The organism is Ruegeria sp. H7, assembly GCF_056532945.1.
In genome coordinates, this window is the sequence record NZ_JBQFNZ010000008.1 from 137,542 (window position 1) to 155,848 (window position 18,307).

17 protein-coding genes are annotated in these 18,307 nt (G+C 60.2%); 8 read left to right on the forward strand and 9 right to left on the reverse strand.

What is annotated here, in order from left to right; translation table 11 throughout:
- Positions 1-176 precede the first annotated feature (176 nt).
- On the forward strand, positions 177-1,382 hold the full coding sequence (locus ACR0AC_RS17165; protein ID WP_480875032.1) for a multidrug effflux MFS transporter: 1,206 nt from the start codon (positions 177-179) through the stop codon (positions 1,380-1,382).
- Positions 1,383-1,447: 65 nt separating this feature from the next.
- Positions 1,448-2,848, forward strand: coding sequence for a helix-turn-helix transcriptional regulator (locus ACR0AC_RS17170; RefSeq protein ID WP_170454899.1), 1,401 nt, complete (start codon positions 1,448-1,450; stop codon positions 2,846-2,848).
- A 73-nt stretch (positions 2,849-2,921) separates the two neighbouring features.
- Here ACR0AC_RS17170 and ACR0AC_RS17175 read toward each other — a convergent pair whose 3' ends face one another.
- The 6 genes from ACR0AC_RS17175 to ACR0AC_RS17200 form a co-directional block, all read right to left on the reverse strand.
- Positions 2,922-3,161, reverse strand: coding sequence for an HP1242/YdcH family protein (locus ACR0AC_RS17175; RefSeq protein WP_170454901.1), 240 nt, complete (start codon positions 3,159-3,161; stop codon positions 2,922-2,924).
- A 78-nt stretch (positions 3,162-3,239) separates the two neighbouring features.
- Positions 3,240-4,898, reverse strand: coding sequence for a choline dehydrogenase (gene betA / locus ACR0AC_RS17180; RefSeq protein ID WP_170737516.1), 1,659 nt, complete (start codon positions 4,896-4,898; stop codon positions 3,240-3,242).
- A gap of 88 nt (positions 4,899-4,986) precedes the next feature.
- Complete coding sequence (betC, locus tag ACR0AC_RS17185; protein ID WP_170737515.1) at positions 4,987-6,495, reverse strand: choline-sulfatase; 1,509 nt, start codon at positions 6,493-6,495, stop codon at positions 4,987-4,989.
- Positions 6,492-7,064: a choline-binding transcriptional repressor BetI gene (betI, locus tag ACR0AC_RS17190; protein WP_170454908.1), complete on the reverse strand. Its 573-nt coding sequence runs from the start codon at positions 7,062-7,064 to the stop codon at positions 6,492-6,494. Before betI ends, betC begins: the two co-directional genes overlap by 4 nt.
- 81 nt (positions 7,065-7,145) lie before the next feature.
- Entirely contained in the window at positions 7,146-8,054 is a 909-nt protein-coding gene (locus ACR0AC_RS17195; protein WP_170454910.1) for a DMT family transporter, read from the reverse strand.
- Positions 8,055-8,094: 40 nt separating this feature from the next.
- Positions 8,095-8,694: a LysE/ArgO family amino acid transporter gene (locus tag ACR0AC_RS17200; RefSeq protein WP_480626957.1), complete on the reverse strand. Its 600-nt coding sequence runs from the start codon at positions 8,692-8,694 to the stop codon at positions 8,095-8,097.
- A gap of 87 nt (positions 8,695-8,781) precedes the next feature.
- Between ACR0AC_RS17200 and ACR0AC_RS17205 the strand changes: the two genes are divergently transcribed.
- Positions 8,782-9,699 carry a LysR family transcriptional regulator ArgP gene (locus ACR0AC_RS17205; RefSeq protein WP_480875041.1) on the forward strand — a complete coding sequence of 306 codons (918 nt, stop codon included), beginning with the start codon at positions 8,782-8,784 and terminating at the stop codon, positions 9,697-9,699.
- 4 nt (positions 9,700-9,703) lie between these two features.
- On the forward strand, positions 9,704-10,393 hold the full coding sequence (locus ACR0AC_RS17210) for a nitroreductase family protein (protein ID WP_480875044.1): 690 nt from the start codon (positions 9,704-9,706) through the stop codon (positions 10,391-10,393).
- Between the two features lie 16 nt (positions 10,394-10,409).
- On the opposite strand, the gene ACR0AC_RS17215 is transcribed toward ACR0AC_RS17210, so the two are convergent.
- Together ACR0AC_RS17215 and ACR0AC_RS17220 are read right to left on the reverse strand one after the other, a co-directional pair.
- A complete protein-coding gene (locus tag ACR0AC_RS17215; protein WP_170454918.1) occupies positions 10,410-11,699 on the reverse strand; it encodes a permease in 1,290 nt (429 codons plus the stop codon).
- Between the two features lie 169 nt (positions 11,700-11,868).
- Positions 11,869-12,609, reverse strand: a complete 741-nt coding sequence (locus ACR0AC_RS17220; protein WP_170352472.1) for a YebC/PmpR family DNA-binding transcriptional regulator — start codon at positions 12,607-12,609, stop codon at positions 11,869-11,871.
- Between the two features lie 110 nt (positions 12,610-12,719).
- Between ACR0AC_RS17220 and ACR0AC_RS17225 the strand changes: the two genes are divergently transcribed.
- The 4 genes from ACR0AC_RS17225 to ACR0AC_RS17240 all read left to right on the forward strand — a co-directional run bounded on the left by ACR0AC_RS17225 (position 12,720) and on the right by ACR0AC_RS17240 (position 17,847).
- Positions 12,720-14,492 (forward strand): SLC13 family permease, encoded by a 1,773-nt coding sequence (locus tag ACR0AC_RS17225; RefSeq protein WP_480781610.1) that lies wholly within the window; start codon positions 12,720-12,722, stop codon positions 14,490-14,492.
- A gap of 16 nt (positions 14,493-14,508) precedes the next feature.
- The gene (locus ACR0AC_RS17230; RefSeq protein ID WP_170454922.1) at positions 14,509-15,243 is read left to right on the forward strand and encodes a glutamine amidotransferase; all 735 of its coding nucleotides are present in this window, start codon (positions 14,509-14,511) and stop codon (positions 15,241-15,243) included.
- 73 nt (positions 15,244-15,316) lie between these two features.
- Positions 15,317-16,174 (forward strand): bile acid:sodium symporter family protein, encoded by an 858-nt coding sequence (locus ACR0AC_RS17235; protein ID WP_170519950.1) that lies wholly within the window; start codon positions 15,317-15,319, stop codon positions 16,172-16,174.
- Between the two features lie 11 nt (positions 16,175-16,185).
- A complete protein-coding gene (locus ACR0AC_RS17240) occupies positions 16,186-17,847 on the forward strand; it encodes an FAD-binding dehydrogenase (protein ID WP_480875049.1) in 1,662 nt (553 codons plus the stop codon).
- A gap of 4 nt (positions 17,848-17,851) precedes the next feature.
- Here ACR0AC_RS17240 and ACR0AC_RS17245 read toward each other — a convergent pair whose 3' ends face one another.
- Positions 17,852-18,304: an META domain-containing protein gene (locus ACR0AC_RS17245; protein ID WP_480875051.1), complete on the reverse strand. Its 453-nt coding sequence runs from the start codon at positions 18,302-18,304 to the stop codon at positions 17,852-17,854.
- Positions 18,305-18,307 lie beyond the last annotated feature (3 nt).

Consider the following 18,307-nt stretch of genomic DNA (forward strand, 5'->3'; position numbering starts at 1 on the left):
ATCCCCTATTAAATTTGGACGGACAGTATATGCAGTTGTGATCCGACCAAAGCCCTTTTCGGCAAATTTGCAAAGTTTTGGCAACTGCATTTTGGAAAACTGTAAAAGTGCAAATTGCTGACGTGGCGGCAGCACCCGTCTGGCATTCCTCGGAACCGCAGCTATACATGTGAACTATGCAGTTCAGAACGTCACCGGCCCGCCGCACACCCCCAAAGATCGGCACACTTGTCTTGCTGTCTGGCCTCGCCGCGCTCAGCATGAACCTGTTTCTGCCCAGCCTGCCGAACATGGCGCTGCATTTCGAGACCGACTACAAGGTCATGCAACTGTCCATCGCGCTGTACCTGCTGGTGAACGCTGTCCTGCAAATCCTCCTTGGCCCGCTGGCTGACAAGGCGGGGCGCAGACCGGTTCTCCTGTGGGGGCTGTCGCTGTTCCTGCTGGCCACGCTGGGCTGTATTTTCGCTCCAACTGCCGAGATATTTCTGGCCTTCCGCATGTGTCAGGCGGTGGTTGTTGTCGGCATGGTCCTCAGCCGGGCAGCCGTGCGGGATCTATACGATCAGGACCAAGCCGCATCAATGATCGGCTATGTCACAATGGGCATGGCGGTGGTTCCGATGATCGGTCCCGCCATTGGCGGATTGCTCGAAGAGACCTTCGGCTGGAAGGCCAATTTCTGGCTGCCATTTGCCTTGGGCGCACTGACGCTTCTTTTGACATATGTGGACTTCGGCGAGACCTCGGCCAAAAGCGGCAAAACCCTGATCCAGCAATTCCGCGAATACCCCGAGCTTCTGAAATCCCCCCGCTTCTGGGGCTATTCGCTGTCTTCAGCGTTTTCGTCAGGCGCATTCTTTGCCTATCTCGGTGGCGCACCCTTCATCGGAACCGAGGTTTTTGGCCTGAGCGCGGCCGAGGTCGGCATTTACTTTGGCGCGCCTGCCGTCGGGTATTTCCTCGGCAACTTCCTCAGCGGTCGGTTTTCTGTCCGCTTTGGCGTCAACCGTATGGTTCTGTGGGGCAGCATTCTGAACGCAACCGGCGTCGCCATTTCTGCGGTCATTTTCCTGACCGGGATGGGAACTGCGCTTAGCTTCTTCAGTTTCATGACCTTTGTCGGCGTCGGCAACGGCATGACCATCCCAAACGCCACATCCGGCGCGCTGTCCGTGCGCCCGCATCTGGCGGCCACGGCCTCGGGCATCAGCGGGGCGATCATGCTGGGCGGCGGGGCGGGCCTGAGCGCGCTAGCCGGCGCATTGCTGACCGTGGAATCGGGCGCCATGCCGCTGCTTTGGCTGATGCTGACCACCGCCATCCTGGCCATCTGCGCGATCTGCACCGTGATCTGGCGCGAGCGGCAATTGGGTCTTTAACATCGCTTGCCATTGTGGGTTTGCAAAGTTAGCCTGCAACAAAAGTAAAGTTGCAAAGGCATTCCATGGCCACCCAGAAACTCTACGCCGGTGCAAAACTGCGCGAGATGCGCACACGAATGTCCCTGACACAACGGGAATTCGCCGCAAAGCTTGGCGTCTCACTGCCCTACCTCAATCAAATGGAGAATAATAACCGTCCGATCTCGACCACAGTGGTTCTGGCCTTGGCGCAGGAATTTGGCATGGACGTCACCGAGCTTAGCACCGGTGACAGCGAACGCCTCGTGTCGGACATGCGCGAGGCGCTGGCCGATCCGGTCTTTGCCGACGCGGTCCCGCCGCTGGCCGATCTTCGCCTGACGGCCTCGAACGCCCCGGCCCTGGCCCGCGCCTTTATCGAACTGCACCGCACTTACCGCCAGACCCACGAACGTCTGGCATCGCTGGACGAAGCATTGGGGCGCGAGGATGCCAGCACACAGGCCAGCCCCTGGGAAGAGGTGCGGGATTTCTTCCATTATTGCGACAACTATATCGACGCCGTCGACCGCGCAGCCGAACTGTTTGCCAACCGCGCAGAAGAGCCGGGCGGCATACGAGAAGCAGCCCTCAGCAGCCTGTCCGAGCGCGGGATTCAGGTCGTCTTTTCCGATATCGAGGACCTGCGCGTCTACGACGCCGAAAGCAAAACGTTGCGACTGTCCTCACGGACCGCACCACAGACGCAGGTTTTTCAACTGCTGCTGCAAGTGGCTCTGATCAGCCAGGACAAGCTCCTCGAAGCCACACTGGATTTCGCCAAATTCCAAAGCGAGGAGGCGCGCTCGATCGCCAAAATCGGACTAGCCAATTACTTTGCAGGCGCGTCCCTGATGCCCTATGCCAAATTTCTGGCCGCCGCACAGGATTACCGGCACGATCTGGAATTGCTCAGCACCCGGTTCGGGGCATCAATCGAACAAATCGCCCACCGCCTGTCCACACTTCAAAGACCCGGCGCAAAGGGCATCCCGTTCTTCTTCGTACGCGTCGATCAGGCCGGAACAATCACCAAACGCCACTCGGCCACGCGGCTGCAATTTGCGCGTTTCGGCGGTGCCTGCCCCCTGTGGAACGTTCACCGCGCGTTTGAGACACCCGGTCACTTCCTGTTGCAACTTGCAGAAACGCCGGATGGCGTCCGCTATATCTCGTTGGCCACAGATGTTTCGAAATCGGGCGGATCTTATGGCGCGCCCGTCCGCCGCTATGCCATTGCATTGGGGTGCGAGGTGCGCCACGCCCAAGCCCTGGTCTATGCCGACAACCTCGACATCAACAACGCCAGCGCTTATGAGCCCATCGGCATTTCCTGCCGCATCTGCGAGCGGCAAACCTGCCACCAGCGCTCGGTTCCGCCGTTGGAACGTCGCCTCACCATCGACACCCATACCCGCGGCACCCTGCCCTATCAGGTCACCTGAACTTCACCTGGCTGAAAATATCCCGGGGGAGTCGCGGCCTGCCGCGACGGGGGCAGAGCCCCCGCCACATGGCTCAGGCTTTTGACAGAATCGCCCAGATCTCGTCTTTCAGGGCTGCGCGTTTCTTGCGCATCTCACCCTCAGCCAGATCTTCCATCGGCTCGATATTGGTTTCGGCCCGATGCACGACGCGATTGATCTCGTGATATTCCTCGGCCAACCGGGCGAAATGCGCGTCCGATTGCTTGAGCTGGCTCATCAATTCGACCTTGTCCGGAAACTCTTCGGCCAGTTCATGCGGGGTGTGGGACATTCCTGTTCGCTCCTGAATTATGTCATTGCAAGTCACATCTACAGGTCGCTGCCTCACCCCGCTTTGACGCGGATCAAATCACCGTTGCGCAATGGCCCATTGCGGGTGAATCCACGGGCGATCATTGGCCTTTGGCAACGCGTCTTTACCCAGCAGGTGGTCCGAGACTTTCTCGCCAACCATGATCGACGGCGCATTCAGGTTGCCGTTTGTGATCTGCGGGAAAACCGAGCTGTCGGCGACGCGCAAACCGTCCACACCGATGACACGACCTTCGGGATCGACAACGGACATCTTGTCGTCCGCCCGCCCCATCCGACAGGTGCCGCAGGGGTGATAGGCGCTTTCGGCATGTTCCGCGATGAAGCCGTTCAATTCCTCATCACTTTGAACATCTGCGCCCGGCTGAATTTCTTTCCCCGCATAGGGCTTAAAGGCATCCTGACCAAAGATTTCGCGGGTCAAGCGGATGCAGGTTCGGAAATCCTCCCAATCCTCTTCGTGGCTCATGTAATTGAACCGGATAACAGGCGCATCCTCGGGCCTGCTCGACCGCAAGGTAACTGCCCCGCGCGAGGGTGAGCGCATCGGACCGACATGCGCCTGGAACCCATGCCCCTCGGCCGCTGCCTGCCCGTCGTACCGAACAGCCATAGGCAGGAAGTGGTACTGAATATCGGGATACTCCACACCCGGTTTCGACCGGACAAAGGCCGCGCTTTCGAACTGGTTCGAGGCACCAAGCCCGGTTTTGGTGAACAGCCATTGCGCCCCGATCAGCCCTTTGCTGATCAGATTCCAATGCTTGTACAGCGTGATCGGCTGCAGCGAGGCCTGCTGGATGTAAAGCTCCAGATGATCCTGAAGGTTCGCACCCACGCCGGGGCGATCCGCGACCACGTCGATCCCATGCTCGGCCAGATGGGCCGCAGGGCCGATCCCCGACAGCATCAGCAGTTTGGGAGAGTTGATCGACGATGCGGCCAGAACCACTTCGCGCCGGGCGCGGATAATTTCGGTCTTTCCACCGCGCACCAGCTCGACACCGGTGGCGCGCCCGTTTTCCATCACCACACGCGCCGCCAGACCGCGGATGATTTCGCAATTGTCCCGTTTGAGCGCAGGCCGCAGATAAGCATTCGCCGCCGACCAGCGCCGCCCTTTCCAGACGGTCTGCTCCATCGGGCCAAAGCCTTCCTGCTTTTCGCCATTATAGTCGCCCGTGACTTGGTATCCCGCTTGCCGACCTGCATCGACGAAAGCCTGGAACAGCGGATTTTCGCGAGGGCCGCGCGAGACATGCAGCGGGCCATCCGTACCACGCCATTCGGGATCGCCCCCATGGCCGCCATCGTGCCAGGTCTCCATCCGTTTGTAATAGGGCAGCACATCGGCATAGGACCAACCGTCAGCCCCCATCTCGGCCCAGGTGTCAAAGTCGCGGGCATGGCCGCGCACATAGACCATGCCGTTGATCGAGGACGACCCGCCAATCACCTTGCCACGCGGGCAAGCCAGACGGCGGTTGTTCAGATGTGGCTCGGGTTCCGAGCTAAAGCCCCAGTCATAACGCGACATATTCATCGGGTAGCTCAGCGCGGCGGGCATCTGGATGAACGGTCCGGCATCCGTGCCACCATGCTCGATCACCAGAACCGAAGCCCCGGCCTCGCTCAGGCGATAGGCCATCGCGCAACCGGCGGAACCGGCACCCACAATGACGAAATCAGCTTCCATTTTCGGGTCTCCTTTGCCCGCCAGCCCAGATTATCCGTCGCATAATCAATTCGCCTCCGGCGGGAGTATTTTCAAAAAGATGAAGAGGTTATTCGCCGCGCGGGAAGCGCTGGCTTTCCTCGACGATGTTCAGATCCATGTGGTTGCGCATGTAGCGTTCCGAGGCCTTTTGCAGCGGCTGGTAATCCCAGGGGTAATAACCGCCCTGCCGCAACGCCTCGTAAACCACCCAGCGGCGGGCCTGACTGGCGCGGACATCAGCATCGAACCGGTCGAGATCCCAGCGTGCCTCGGATTTGGCGCGCAGGGTTTGCAACGTGCCTGCGTGTTCCGGATTGCCCGCCAAATTGGTCAATTCCTGCGGGTCGTTTTCCAGATCGAACAGTTGGTCCGGGTCCAGCGCGCAGCGGTTGTATTTCCATTTGCCATAGCGCAGTGACACCAGCGGCGCATAAGACGCTTCGGCCGCGTATTCCATCGCAACCGGCGCGGTACGCTCGGTACCGTTGGCCAGCGGAACAAGGTCTTCGCCATCGGTCCAAGGGGCGATCTCGGCCATATCCACACCTGCCAACGCGCCTAAGGTCGGCGTGACGTCGATGGTCGAAACCGGCGTATCGATACGTCCGGCAGGCAGGTCCGGCGCGGAAATCATAAGCGGTACACGTGCCGAACCTTCGTAGAAGTTCATTTTGAACCAAAGGCCCCGTTCGCCCAGCATATCACCGTGATCCGAGACAAAGAGGATGATTGCCTCTTGCCGGGTGCTTTCCAGGACCTCAAGGATTTCGCCGATCTTGTCGTCCAGATACGAGATGTTGGCGAAATAGGCCCGGCGGGACTTGCGGATGTCGTCTTCGGTAATGTCAAAGCTGCGCCAGTCATTAGCATCGAAGATGCGCTGCGAATGCGGATCCTGATTGTCATAGCCAAGGTCTGCGACCTCGGGCAGCAGGTGCTCGCAATCCTCATAAAGGTCCCAGTATTTCCGGCGCGCCACATACGGATCGTGCGGATGGGTAAAGCTGACGGTCACGCACCAAGGGCGCTCATCCTTGCCCCGGGCCAGATCGTAAAGCTTGGCCTTGGCGTTGTAGGCGACCTCATCATCATATTCCATCTGGTTCGAGATTTCGGCCACGCCCGCGCCTGTGACCGAGCCCATGTTGTGGTACCACCAGTCGATGCGTTCGCCCGGTTTGCGATAATCAGGGGTCCAGCCGAAATCGGCGGGGTAGATGTCGGTGGTCAGGCGATCCTCGAACCCGTGCAACTGGTCGGGACCGACGAAATGCATCTTGCCTGACAGGCAGGTGTAATAGCCCGCCCGGCGCAGGTGGTGCGCATAGGTGGGGATATCGCTGCGGAATTCAGCGGCGTTGTCATATACTCCCGTGCGCGAGGGCAACTGACCGGACATGAAGCTCGCCCGCCCCGGCGCGCAAAGCGGCGATGCCGTATACGCATTGGCAAACCGGGTCGAACGTTCGGCCAGCTTTTTCAGGTTCGGTGCATGAAGCCATTCCGCGGGACCATCGGGGAAGAGGGTTCCGTTCAGCTGATCCACCATCAGGATCAGAATGTTCGGGTTTGTCATTTTTCAGCCTCGAGCAGAGTGTTGAGGACACGCATCGCATGGTTCACGGCCAATTGCGGGTCTTCGGGCGCGCTGAGCGCCGCGCGGATATACAGCCCGTCGATCAGGGCGGTCATGTCTTCCGCAGCAGCCACCGGATCGTCGAGCAAGGGCCGCAGCCCGACGATCAGGTTCGACCGGATCCGCGCCTGATAGATCTTCCACAACCGCAGCGCGTCATCATTGGTCTGCGCGAGAACGTAGAATGTCATCCAGGCGGCGATCACATCCGGCGAGAAACACGAAGGGGCAAAACAGGCGCGGATGATGGCCTGCGCGCGTTCGGTCGGGGCGGCAGCTTTGAGCTCGGCCCGCGCCTCGGCCCCGAAATCCGACAGAATCTGACGCATGGCCGCCAGAAAGATCTGGTCCTTGCCGCCGAAATAGTGATGGGCCAATGCGCTGGACATGCCCGCCCGTTTGGCGATCTGGCTGACCGTGACGTCCAGGGATTTCTTTACGCCAAGCTCGGCGATCGTGGCACGGACAATCGCATCGCGACGGATTGGTTCCATTCCGACTTTCGGCATCCCTACCCCCTGAACTGGCGCTACACGCCAAAGCTAGGGCGTTTTTATTGACTCGTCAATCAATAACGAAGCCACGCCGGGTTACAGCTTGGTCGCGATGCTGGGTGGGGTCACGTCGCGGCGGTTCAGTACCAATTCGCGCCAGGAAATGAAACTGACCGCCGCAAGGATCAACGTACCACCAGCCACCACCCACACGTCAACGCCTTCGTGAAACACAGCGGCGCCCAGCAAGGTCGCCCAGATCAGTTGCAGGAACGTTACCGGCTGCGTCACCGCAACCGGGGCCGCCTGCAAGGCAAGCGTCATGAAATAATGCCCGGCAGTGGCGAAAGTGGCGATCAGGAACAGAACACCGATGTCGCGCAGGCTGGGCGCGCTCCAGACCGCAATGGCGAAAGGGATCAAAGCCAGCGTCGTCCAGATCGACAAATGCGCCACCACGACCGAGGGCGGGATGTCGCGCACCAGCAGCTTGGCCAACAGGTAAGACCCGCCCAGTGTCAGAGCGGTACCGATCATCGCTATGTGCCCGGTCGAGACCTCTCGGAATCCGGGGCGCAGGATGATAAGCACGCCCACCACCGCGACCAGAATGGCAGCGATCCGGCGAAAGGCGAGTTTTTCGCCCAAAAACAGCGCAGCCCCAAGAGTGACGTAAACCGGCGTCATGTAGTTCATTGCGGTAACTTCGGCCAATGGGATCTGGGTCATCGCATAGAACCACAGCATCACTGCGCCCGCATGGATCACGCCGCGTAGCCCGAACAGCGTCAGATCACGTTTGCTGAGACGGGTGGCCAAGATGGATCGCAAGGCGGGCAGCAGAAACACAAGCCCCAGCGCATAGCGCAGAAACGCCGCCTGAATGGGGTCCATCGTCGAACCGAGCGATTTCACCAGCGCGGTCATGACAACAAAGCACAGCCCGGCGGAAAACATCCAGAACATGCCTGCGATCGGGCGGGATGAAACGGCAAGGGTGGTCATGGCTTTGGTTGAACACTGAAACCCGGTCGGGAACAACCCTTCACATGATAACAAGTTTCAAAGCGATACTCAGCATGACCAGACCGATAAGGACATCCAGCACCTGCCAGGCCCGAGGACGTGCAAAAAGCGGGGACAGAATTCGGGCCCCGTAGCCAAGGGAAAAGAAGAACACAAAGCTGGACAGAATGGCCCCGACCGCAAAGCTCAGCCGGTCGTCATATTGCGCCGAAATCGAACCGATCAGGACAACCGTATCCAGATAAACATGCGGATTCAGCCAGGTGAAGGCCAACACTGTCAGCAACGCGCTGCGCAGGCTGGTGCGTTGACCATTGCCTGCCTCCAATGCCGCGCCACCTCGCCAGGCCGACAGAAAGCTGCGCAGCCCGTACCAGGTCAGAAACGCGGCCCCGCCGTACCGCATGACGGGTTCGAACCAGGGCATTGCCTTTGCCAACGAACCAAACCCCGCCACACCCGCTGCAATCAGGATCGCGTCAGAGACCCCGCAAGTCAGGCACAGGACAAACACATGCTCGCGCCGCACACCCTGCCGCAGGATGAAGGCGTTTTGCGCCCCGATGGCAAGAATCAGGCTGAAGCTGAGTACAAATCCGGCGATGAGGGTTGTCGACATGGGGCCTCCTGCTGTTGCGAGGCGTTGACTAGCGGTCGCGGGGCGTTCTATCAAATTAAAGATGCTGAAGCGAATTAAATCTGGCTAATGCTACTTGATCCCAACCATCTGTCGGCTTTGTCCGCCATTCTGCGCCATGGCAGCTTTGATGCCGCTGCAAACGTGCTGGCGGTGACGCCTTCGGCGATCTCGCAACGGATCAAAGCGCTGGAGGATCGCATCGGCGCGGCGCTGATCAACCGGGGGACACCCTGCACCGGCACACCGGCTGGCCTGCGCATCGCACAATATGCCGAGGATATCGGACTGCTAGAGGCGCAGCTGGCCCGCGAGCTCACGCTGGATCAAGGCACCGATCCGGCACTTGTTCGGGTGGCGATTCCGGCAGATGTTCTGGCCACATGGTTCGTGGATGCGATGGCCAGCGCACCGGGCTTGCTGTTCGATCTGGTCATCGACGATCAGGATCATTCTGCCGAGTGGCTGCGCCGGGGCGAAGTCAGCGCGGCGATCACCGTGGGCGGCCAGCCGGTCACGGGCTGCGACGCGGTCGAGCTTGGGGCCATGCGATACCTGCCAACCGCCAGCCCGGACTTCATCCGACGCTGGTTTCGCGACGGTGTCGATGCCGAATCCCTCAGCGCGGCGCCCAACCTTGTGTTCAATCGCAAGGACGGGCTGCAAAAGGCGTGGATTGCCGGGCGGACCAGTCGCCGTATCTCTCCTCCGTCACATTTTTTGCCGTCATCCCATGGGTTCGTCGATGCGGCGATTGCGGGGATCGGCTGGGGCATGAACCCCGAACCCCTTGTGCGCGGCCCCATATCAGATGGGCGCTTGCAACCGATTGTCCTGGACGCGCCGCTGGACATTGCGCTGACCTGGCAGGTCAGGCGCGTTCTGGCCCCGGCGCTGGCCCCGTTGACCCGGGCAGTCAAACACGCTGCTGCCAAAGTCTTGATCTCTGTCGCTGACCGCCGGATAAAAGGGAAACCTTCGGAGTAACTTTATGTTTTCACGCGACGCTCTCAGCTATGATCCCATTCCCCTGCCCGACCGCTGCGATATCACAGACGCACAGATGCAGGAGGCGGCGCAGGCCTTCTATGACAAGATGCGGCAGCGCCACTCGGTCCGCGACTTCACAGATCGAGCGGTTGAAAAACAGGTGATCGAGACCTGCCTGCGTACGGCGGGTTCCGCGCCCTCTGGTGCGAACCATCAACCCTGGCATTTCGCGGCCATTTCCGACCCTGCCCTGAAACAGCGCATCCGCGAAGAGGCAGAAGAAGAAGAGCGCCGGTTCTACGATGGCGGTGCAAGCGATGAGTGGATCAAGGCGCTGGAACCCATCGGCACCAACGCCGTCAAAGAGCACCTGACCATCGCCCCCTGGCTGATCGTGGTGTTCGCCCAGCGCTGGGGTGAGTTCGAGGACGGGACGCGCTACAAGAACTACTACGTTCCCGAAAGCGTCAACATCGCCACCGGCTTTTTGCTGGCCGCCTTGCACCACGCGGGGTTATCTACCCTGACGCACACGCCCAATCCCATGAAATTCCTCAACGACGCTTTGGGGCGTCCGGCCTCGGAAAAGCCCACGATGATCATCGCGGTCGGGCACCCGTCGAACAGTGCGACGGTTCCGGCTGTGGCCAAGTTGAAAAAGCCGCTGGAGGAGATTTCCTCCTTCTTCTAAGCAACGCGATCTTGGATCAGGTGCCGGTTGCGCTGCCTGGCGCAACCTGTGCCTCTTTCGGCAAAACCACACGGTAACAGGCCACCGCGGCGATCAAACTGCACAACACGATGAAGGCGACCGCCAGCGACACCTCATGCAGATGCGCAACGCCTGCAAGGGCGGCGGATACGGCAACGGCGGTCAGGCGCACGATGCTTTTGATCGCGGCTGACCCCTGAACGCGCTGCTCTTTCGGCGCGACATCCAGAAAGTACAGCTTGCGGGCGCTGCTGATCCCGGTCACCGCGACCGTGACGATGAACAACGCAATCGCGTGCAGGTGAACCTCGTGATCGATACCAAGATAGTGAAACCCCAGCAGGATGATCCCCGTCGCCGCCACCATCAGCGTTCCGGCCACCATCACCGCGCGATGAGATTTCATGTTCACGATCTGCCAAAGCGGGGCCGAGACCAGATATCCCGACGCCGACGACACAATCATCGCCGTCAGCCCTTTGGCCGAACTGTGATGCGCCTCGGCCGCGATCAACGCGAAGAAGGGCACAGATAGCGAGACAACAACCAGCGGCATCCGCATGACCAGATAGCGCCGGAACCACTGATGTTGAAACATGCTGAGAACGGATTGGATATTGGCCCTCAGCGACAGTTTCGGTGTCGATTTTTCAGTGCCTTTGCCCTGTATAGCCTGACCAATCTCGGCCATGGCAAGGATCGACAGGCCGGACAGCAGGAAGAACGTGACCGAAACGGCAATAACGGCAGAATGGCGGGAAAAGGGCGGGTTGTCCTTGGTGATTTCGTGGACCAGCAATGCCAGCCCAATTGCGCCCAAACCGCCTGCACCCAGTTGCAGGTAATGCATCAGCATTCGGGATTTGGACTGAACATGATCCCCGATCAGATCCGTATACATCAGGTTTTGGATCTCATCGAACAGACCGATCAGGAAAAAGATCGAAATGAATGCAACCGCGATCAGGGGCACCAATCCCGTCGCCGCCACAGCTATGGCGATCAACAGGCAGGCGCCAATTGCAACCTCGGTCATCGCGATCCCGCGCTTTTTCTGCGTCTGGGCGGCAATGGTTCGGGCCAGGAAAAAATCGGCGATCATGCTGCCGACCATCCGAACCGAGACCAAAGCCCCGGCGACGAACATCGGCAATTCAAAAGACACCGCCAGAAACGGCAGAACAACGGATGGGCTTCCCAACGTCCAGGCGACCTGAGACAGAATGCTCTGCCCCGCCAAAACCGGAACGTTTCGCCTTGCCAGATCTGATGGGTCTTTTGCCATGCTTGTCAAAATCCCAAGCCACGCAGCCAGCCTGCGGGCCCGTCCCGGTTGCTTTGTCAGGCCCCCAGACTATTGCGTTCCCGGGCCTTGACCAAGCATCCCGTGAAATGCCCGAAACAAAAAAGCCCGGCCAAACTGGCCGGGCCCAACACCAATCGGGTTGAAAGGGTCAGAGCTGCGCCATGACCTCATCAGTCGCTTCGAAATTGGTTGTGACGCGCTGCACGTCATCATCGTCTTCCAGCGCATCGACCAGTTTCATCAGCTTTTGCATGTCTTCCAGACCAAGTTCGGTTGTGGTCGTGGGTTTCCAGACCAGCTTGGTGGATTCGGATTCACCCAGCGCCTCTTCCAGCGCGTTGGACACGTCGTTCAAATCGGTATCCGCGCACCAGATGATGTGACCGTCTTCCGAGCTTTCGACATCTTCGGCCCCGGCCTCGATCGCGGCTTCGAAAATGGTATCCGCGTCGCCTGCGTCCGCCTGATAGACAACCTCACCCTTGCGGTCGAACATGAACCCGACCGAGCCGGTCTCACCCAGATTGCCGCCATTCTTCGAAAACGTCGAGCGCACGGTCGAGGCCGTCCGGTTGCGGTTATCCGTCATCGTCTCGACAATCACGGCAACACCATTGGGGCCGTAGCCCTCATACCGGATTTCTTCGTATTCATCGCCTTCACCCGCGACCGATTTCTTGATCGCGCGGTCGATCACGTCCTTGGGGACCGAGTTCGACTTGGCCTCTTTCACCGCCAGACGCAGGCGCGGGTTCTTGTCGGGATCGGGGTCGCCCATCTTGGCGGCCACGGTGATCTCTTTCGACAGTTTGGAAAACAGTTTGGACCGCGCGGCGTCCTGACGTCCCTTGCGGTGCTGGATATTGGCCCATTTGGAGTGGCCTGCCATAATGCGTCCTCGTCATCGTGTTTGCGTATTCGGCGCTCATATAGACGTTTGCGGGGGGCAGGATCAAGAGACCGGCTTGCGAGACGCCCCCTTGCGGGTATGGTGAGCCCATGACGACAGATCAAATCATTCTTTTTGCGCTTTTCATTACTGTTTTTGGACTGCTGCTGTGGGGGCGTTTCCGCTATGACCTTGTGGCCTTTGCCGCCTTGATGGTGGGCGTCGTGCTGGGCGTGGTGCCGGTCGACGACGCTTTTGCGGGGTTTGGGCACCCGGCCACGATCATCGTCGCACTTGTGCTGGTCGTCTCGGCCGGGCTGGTCCGGTCCGGGGCCGTGTTCCTGATCACGCGCACTCTGGTCGATGCCTCGCGCGGTCTGGGGGCGCATATCGCGCTAATGGGTGGGATCGGTGCGGTCCTGTCGGCCTTCATGAACAACGTCGCCGCACTGGCCCTGTTGATGCCGGTGGACATTCAGACCGCACGCAAGGCGGGACGATCCGTGGGCCTGTCGCTGATGCCGCTGAGTTTCGCGACCATACTGGGCGGGATGGCAACCCTGATCGGTACGCCGCCCAATATCATCATCGCCTCAATTCGGGCAGAGACGCTGGGTGAGCCCTTCAGGATGTTCGATTTCGCCCCGGTCGGTGGCATTGCCGCCATTGCCGGGCTGGCCTTTGTATCTCTGATCGGCTGGCGACTGATCCCCAACCGGGGCAAGCAGGAAGAGGCGTCCGAGACCCTTGCCGAATATATCGCCGAACTGACCCTGCCGCCTGAATCGTCCCATATCGGCAAGCGCGTCAGCGAGCTGTACGAGGCCGCCGAAAAATCCGACGTGGCCATTATCGGCCTGATCCGGGACGGCAAGCGGCGCTATGGCCGCTCTGCCCATGCGACTCTGGCCGAAGGCGACGCGCTGGTTCTGGAAGCCCGCCCCGAGGCGCTGGACGAGTTCCGCGCCGCCCTGAACCTGGATTTCTCGGATACCCGGCGGCAAGAAGTGCTGACCGCCGAAGGCGAAGGGCTTGAGGTTATCGAGGTCGTCGCCACCGAAAGCGCCCGGATCACGGGCCGTACCGCGCAAGGGTTGGGGCTGGCCTGGCGGCAGAGCACGGTGCTGATGGGTATTTCCCGTCAAGGCCGCCGGATCACAGAACAGGTCCGCAAGACGGAAGTCGAGGCCGGTGACATCCTTCTGCTGCTCTGCCCCCGCGACCGGGGAGCCGACGTCACCGAATGGCTGGGCTGTCTGCCTCTGGCGCAACGGGGCCTGAACGTGACGGCGAATGAAAAGGCGTGGCTCGCCATTGGTCTGTTCGCAGCCGCCGTTCTGGCCGCCAGTGTCGGCCTGATCTATCTGCCTATCGCTTTGGGATTGGTGGTCATCGCCTATGTCCTGACCAAGATCATGCCCATCAGCGACATCTATAATCACATCGAATGGCCGGTTGTCGTGTTGTTGGGTTCGATGATCCCGCTGGGCAGCGCTTTGGAGACCTCGGGCGGCACCGAGTTGATCGCCAACGCCTTGATCCAATTGACCGGCGGATTGCCCGCTTGGGCCATTCTGACCGTGCTGATGGTTGTGACGATGACACTGTCAGACGTTCTGAACAACACAGCCACTGCCATTGTCGCCGCCCCGGTCGGTATCCAGATGGCCCGCACGCTTGACGTTTCGCCGGATCCGTTCCTGATGACGGTGGCCGTGGCAGCCTCGGCCGCGTTTCTGACGCCGATTGGGCACAAGAACAATACGCTGGTTCTGGGTCCCGGAGGGTATCGGTTTGGCGACTATTGGCGCATGGGATTGCCGCTTGAGATCCTGATCATCGCCGTCTCGATCCCCGCCATCCTTGTGTTCTGGCCGCTTTGACAGGTAAAGCCAGCCCATGAAACGTTTTCTGATCCTCCAACTGCGTCCCGAAACCGATGCCTCGGACGCGGAATATGCCTCGATCCTGGACAAGACCGGTCTGTCGCCCGAGCAGACCCACCGCATTCGGCTGGATTGCGAAGACCTGCCCGCGGGGCTGGATGTCACCGACTATGCGGGCGTCATCGTCGGCGGTGGCCCGGGCTGCGTCAGTGACGAGCCCGAGACAAAATCCGCGTTGGACGCAAAGATCGAAGGCGCGGTAATGGGGCTGATGCCTCAGATCACGGCGCAAGATCATCCCTTCATGGGCTGCTGCTATGGGCTGGGCGTTCTGGCCGCGCATCTGGGCGGGGATGTCAGCAAAGCCCGGTTCGGCGAGCCGGTTGGCCCATCATCCTGCCGACTGACCGACGACGGCGCATCAGACCCTTTGACAGCAGGGTTGACCCCGGAATTCGACGCCTTTGTCGGCCACAAGGAAGCCGTGCAAGCTCTGCCTGACGGCTGCGTGCACCTTATTGCGTCTGACCCCTGCCCGTTTCAGATGATCCGCTGGGGCCGGAACGTCTATGCCACGCAGTTTCACCCCGAGGCGGACGCAAAGGATTTCGAGCAGCGCATCAATATCTACAAGCATCACGGCTATTTCCCGCCTGAAGACGCGCAACGTCTGATCGATATCTGCAACGCCGCAGACGTCACCCAACCCGGAGAAATCCTGAGACGCTTCGTCGACCGCTACAAGTGACCTAACGGCGGTATTGCCTGCGGCTTTCAGGCTAGCATAGGCTGATCCGAAACGACTTGGGGAGGAGTTGTTCTTGGATCTACTCATTAATGTCGGCCTGCCGATCTCGCTGGCCATTATCATGCTGTCGCTGGGCGTCGGGCTTGAAATCGCGGATTTCCGGCGTGTGCTGAGCCGCAAATACCCTTTTGCAATCGGTGCGGCATGTCAGGTCGTCCTTCTGCCCATCGCGGCGTTCACGACCGTCAAGCTGTTCGGCCTGCCACCTGAAATCGCGGTCGGTTTCATGCTGCTCAGCTTTTGTCCCGGCGGTGTGACCAGCAACATCCTGACCAAACTGGCCAAGGGGGACGTGGCCCTGTCGGTCAGCCTGACGGCGGTGATCAGCATCCTGTCGATCCTGACGGTACCCGTTCTTGCAGCATGGTCCATCACGCATTTCATGGGCGAAAACGCGCCCGAGGTTTCGATCAGCGGTCTGGCCATTGCCATGTTCCTGATCACAACACTTCCCGTGGCCATCGGCGTGGGACTTCGCAGGTTTGCAACTGGGTTTGCAAACCGGATCGAAAACGGTTTGTCCAAGCTGGCAACCGTATTGTTCGTTCTGATCGTCGTCGCCGCGCTGGCCGGAAACTGGCAGCTTTTTGTCGATAACCTCGGGATCATGGGTGCGGGCTTGATTTCCCTGAACGTTGCGCTTTTGCTGATCGGGCTGGGGATCGCGCGTGCCGCAAATCTGTCATGGCCCGAGAGTAAAACTGTCTCGGTCGAAACAGGTATCCAGAACTCGACGCTGGGGATCACGCTGGCGGCCCTGATCACCGGCACGGATAGCGGGTTCAGCCCCCTGGCCCTGCCATCTGCTGTCTATGGGATTACGATGTATGCGGTCGTGTTCCCCTTCCTTGTCTGGTTTCGCCAACGCTGAAAGGACTGTTCATGACCAATAACACGGCAGATGCGGTTGTCGTCGGTGGCGGACTGGCGGGATTGGTTGCGGCAGCGGAACTGGGTGATCGGGGTAAAAAGGTAATCCTGCTGGATCAGGAGCCTGAGCGTTTTCTGGGCGGTCAGGCATTCTGGAGCCTTGGTGGGCTGTTCATGGTCGATACCCCCGAACAACGTCGGATGGGGATCAAGGACAGCCACGACCTGGCCTTGCGCGACTGGATGGGCAGCGCGCAGTTCGACCGGGACGAGGACGCGTGGCCGCGCAAATGGGCCGAGGCTTATGTGGAATTCGCCGCCGGAGAAATGCGCCCATGGCTGCACGAGATGGGTCTGCGCTGGTTTCCAATCGTGGGATGGGCCGAGCGAGGCGGGTCTTATGCGGACGGTCACGGCAACTCGGTTCCCCGGTTTCACATCACGTGGGGCACCGGTCCGGGCGTTCTGAAACACTTCATCCGCCGCGTGCATGACCATGTCAGCGCCGGACGGATCGAGTTGAAATTCCGCCATCAGGTTAGCCATATCATCATGCAGAACGGCAGCGCCAAGGGCGTCTCGGGCGAGGTGCTGGCGGATGATACCGCTCCGCACGGTGCCAAAACCAACCGGGATGAGGTGGGTGAGTTCGAGGTCTATGCGCCCTCGGTTATCGTCACCTCGGGCGGGATCGGCGGCAATTTCGAGATGGTGCGCAAGAACTGGCCCCGTGACAGGCTGGGCGAGCCCCCGAAGGACATGGTGGCGGGTGTTCCGTTTCATGTGGATGGCCGCATGATCGCGATCAGCGAAAAGGCCGGAGGGCACGTGATCAATGGCGACCGGATGTGGCACTACACCGAAGGGCTGCGCAACTGGAACCCGATCTGGCCCTCGCACGGTATTCGCATCCTGCCCGGCCCCAGTTCCATGTGGTTCGACGCGCGCGGCAACCGGATGAAACCGCCATGTCTGCCGGGGTTTGACACGCTGGGCACGCTGAAAGAAATCCTGAAAACCGGGTATGACTATAGCTGGTTTGTGTTGACCCAGAAGGTGATCAAGAAGGAATTCGCCCTGTCGGGGTCTGAACAAAACCCCGACATGACCGAAGGTGGCTGGCGCGAGGTGCTGTTCCAGCGCGTCCTGACCGGGTCAAAAGCCACTACCCCGGTCGAAGCGTTCAAGGAACATGGCGAGGATTTCATTGTTGCCAACACGCTAACCGAACTGGTCAGCGGCATGAACCAACTGGGCGGCGGCCTGATCGACGAGGCGCATCTGCGCGCCCAGATCGAGGCGCGGGACAGCCAGGTCGACAACCCCTTTACCAAGGACGCGCAGATTGCGGCGATTCTGGCGGCGCGCAACTATCGCGGCGACAAACTGATCCGCACAGCCAAGCCGCACAAATTCCTCGACCCGTCCAATGGCCCGCTGATCGCGGTCAAGCTGCATATCCTGACCCGCAAGACTTTGGGCGGATTGCAGACCAATCTGGACAGCCAGATGATCGGCGCAGATGGTCAGGTCGTCCCCGGCCTGTTCGCCGCCGGAGAGGTCGCCGGGTTCGGCGGCGGTGGCTATCACGGATATAACGCGCTTGAGGGCTCGTTCCTGGGTGGCTGCATCTTCTCGGGCCGCAACGCAGGCCGGTCCCGGGCCGTGGCGTAAACGCTTAGGGCAGGCGGATGAATTTCAACACCGGCTCGCCATTCTGATCCAGCATGACCAGACTGTCGCCCGCAACGGCATAGGTCGCGACCTGTTGCAGCGCGTCAAAGAACTGGCGTTCCGTCTGCTCGGCCTCGGGCGGGCAGGCCATCAAGGTCGCGGCGATATTCTCGGGGAATTCGATCTGATCCCCAGACATCTCGGCCCGTCCGGTAAACCGGTTGCACCCGCCGCTGCCGCCAAAGGCACCATCGGTTTCAAAGGCAAGCTCGGGGCTTTTTTCGGCGTTTAACACGGCCCCATCGATACCGATGGCGGACCATTTGGTGTTCTCCAAAACCGCGGCATCCGGAGTTTGTGCCGGATCGCTGTCACTCTGCGCCATGCTGTGGGTGCCCAACAGGGTCAATACGATTGCACCGGCAACAATGGCCTGACCGATCTTTGGAAAAGGCATCGC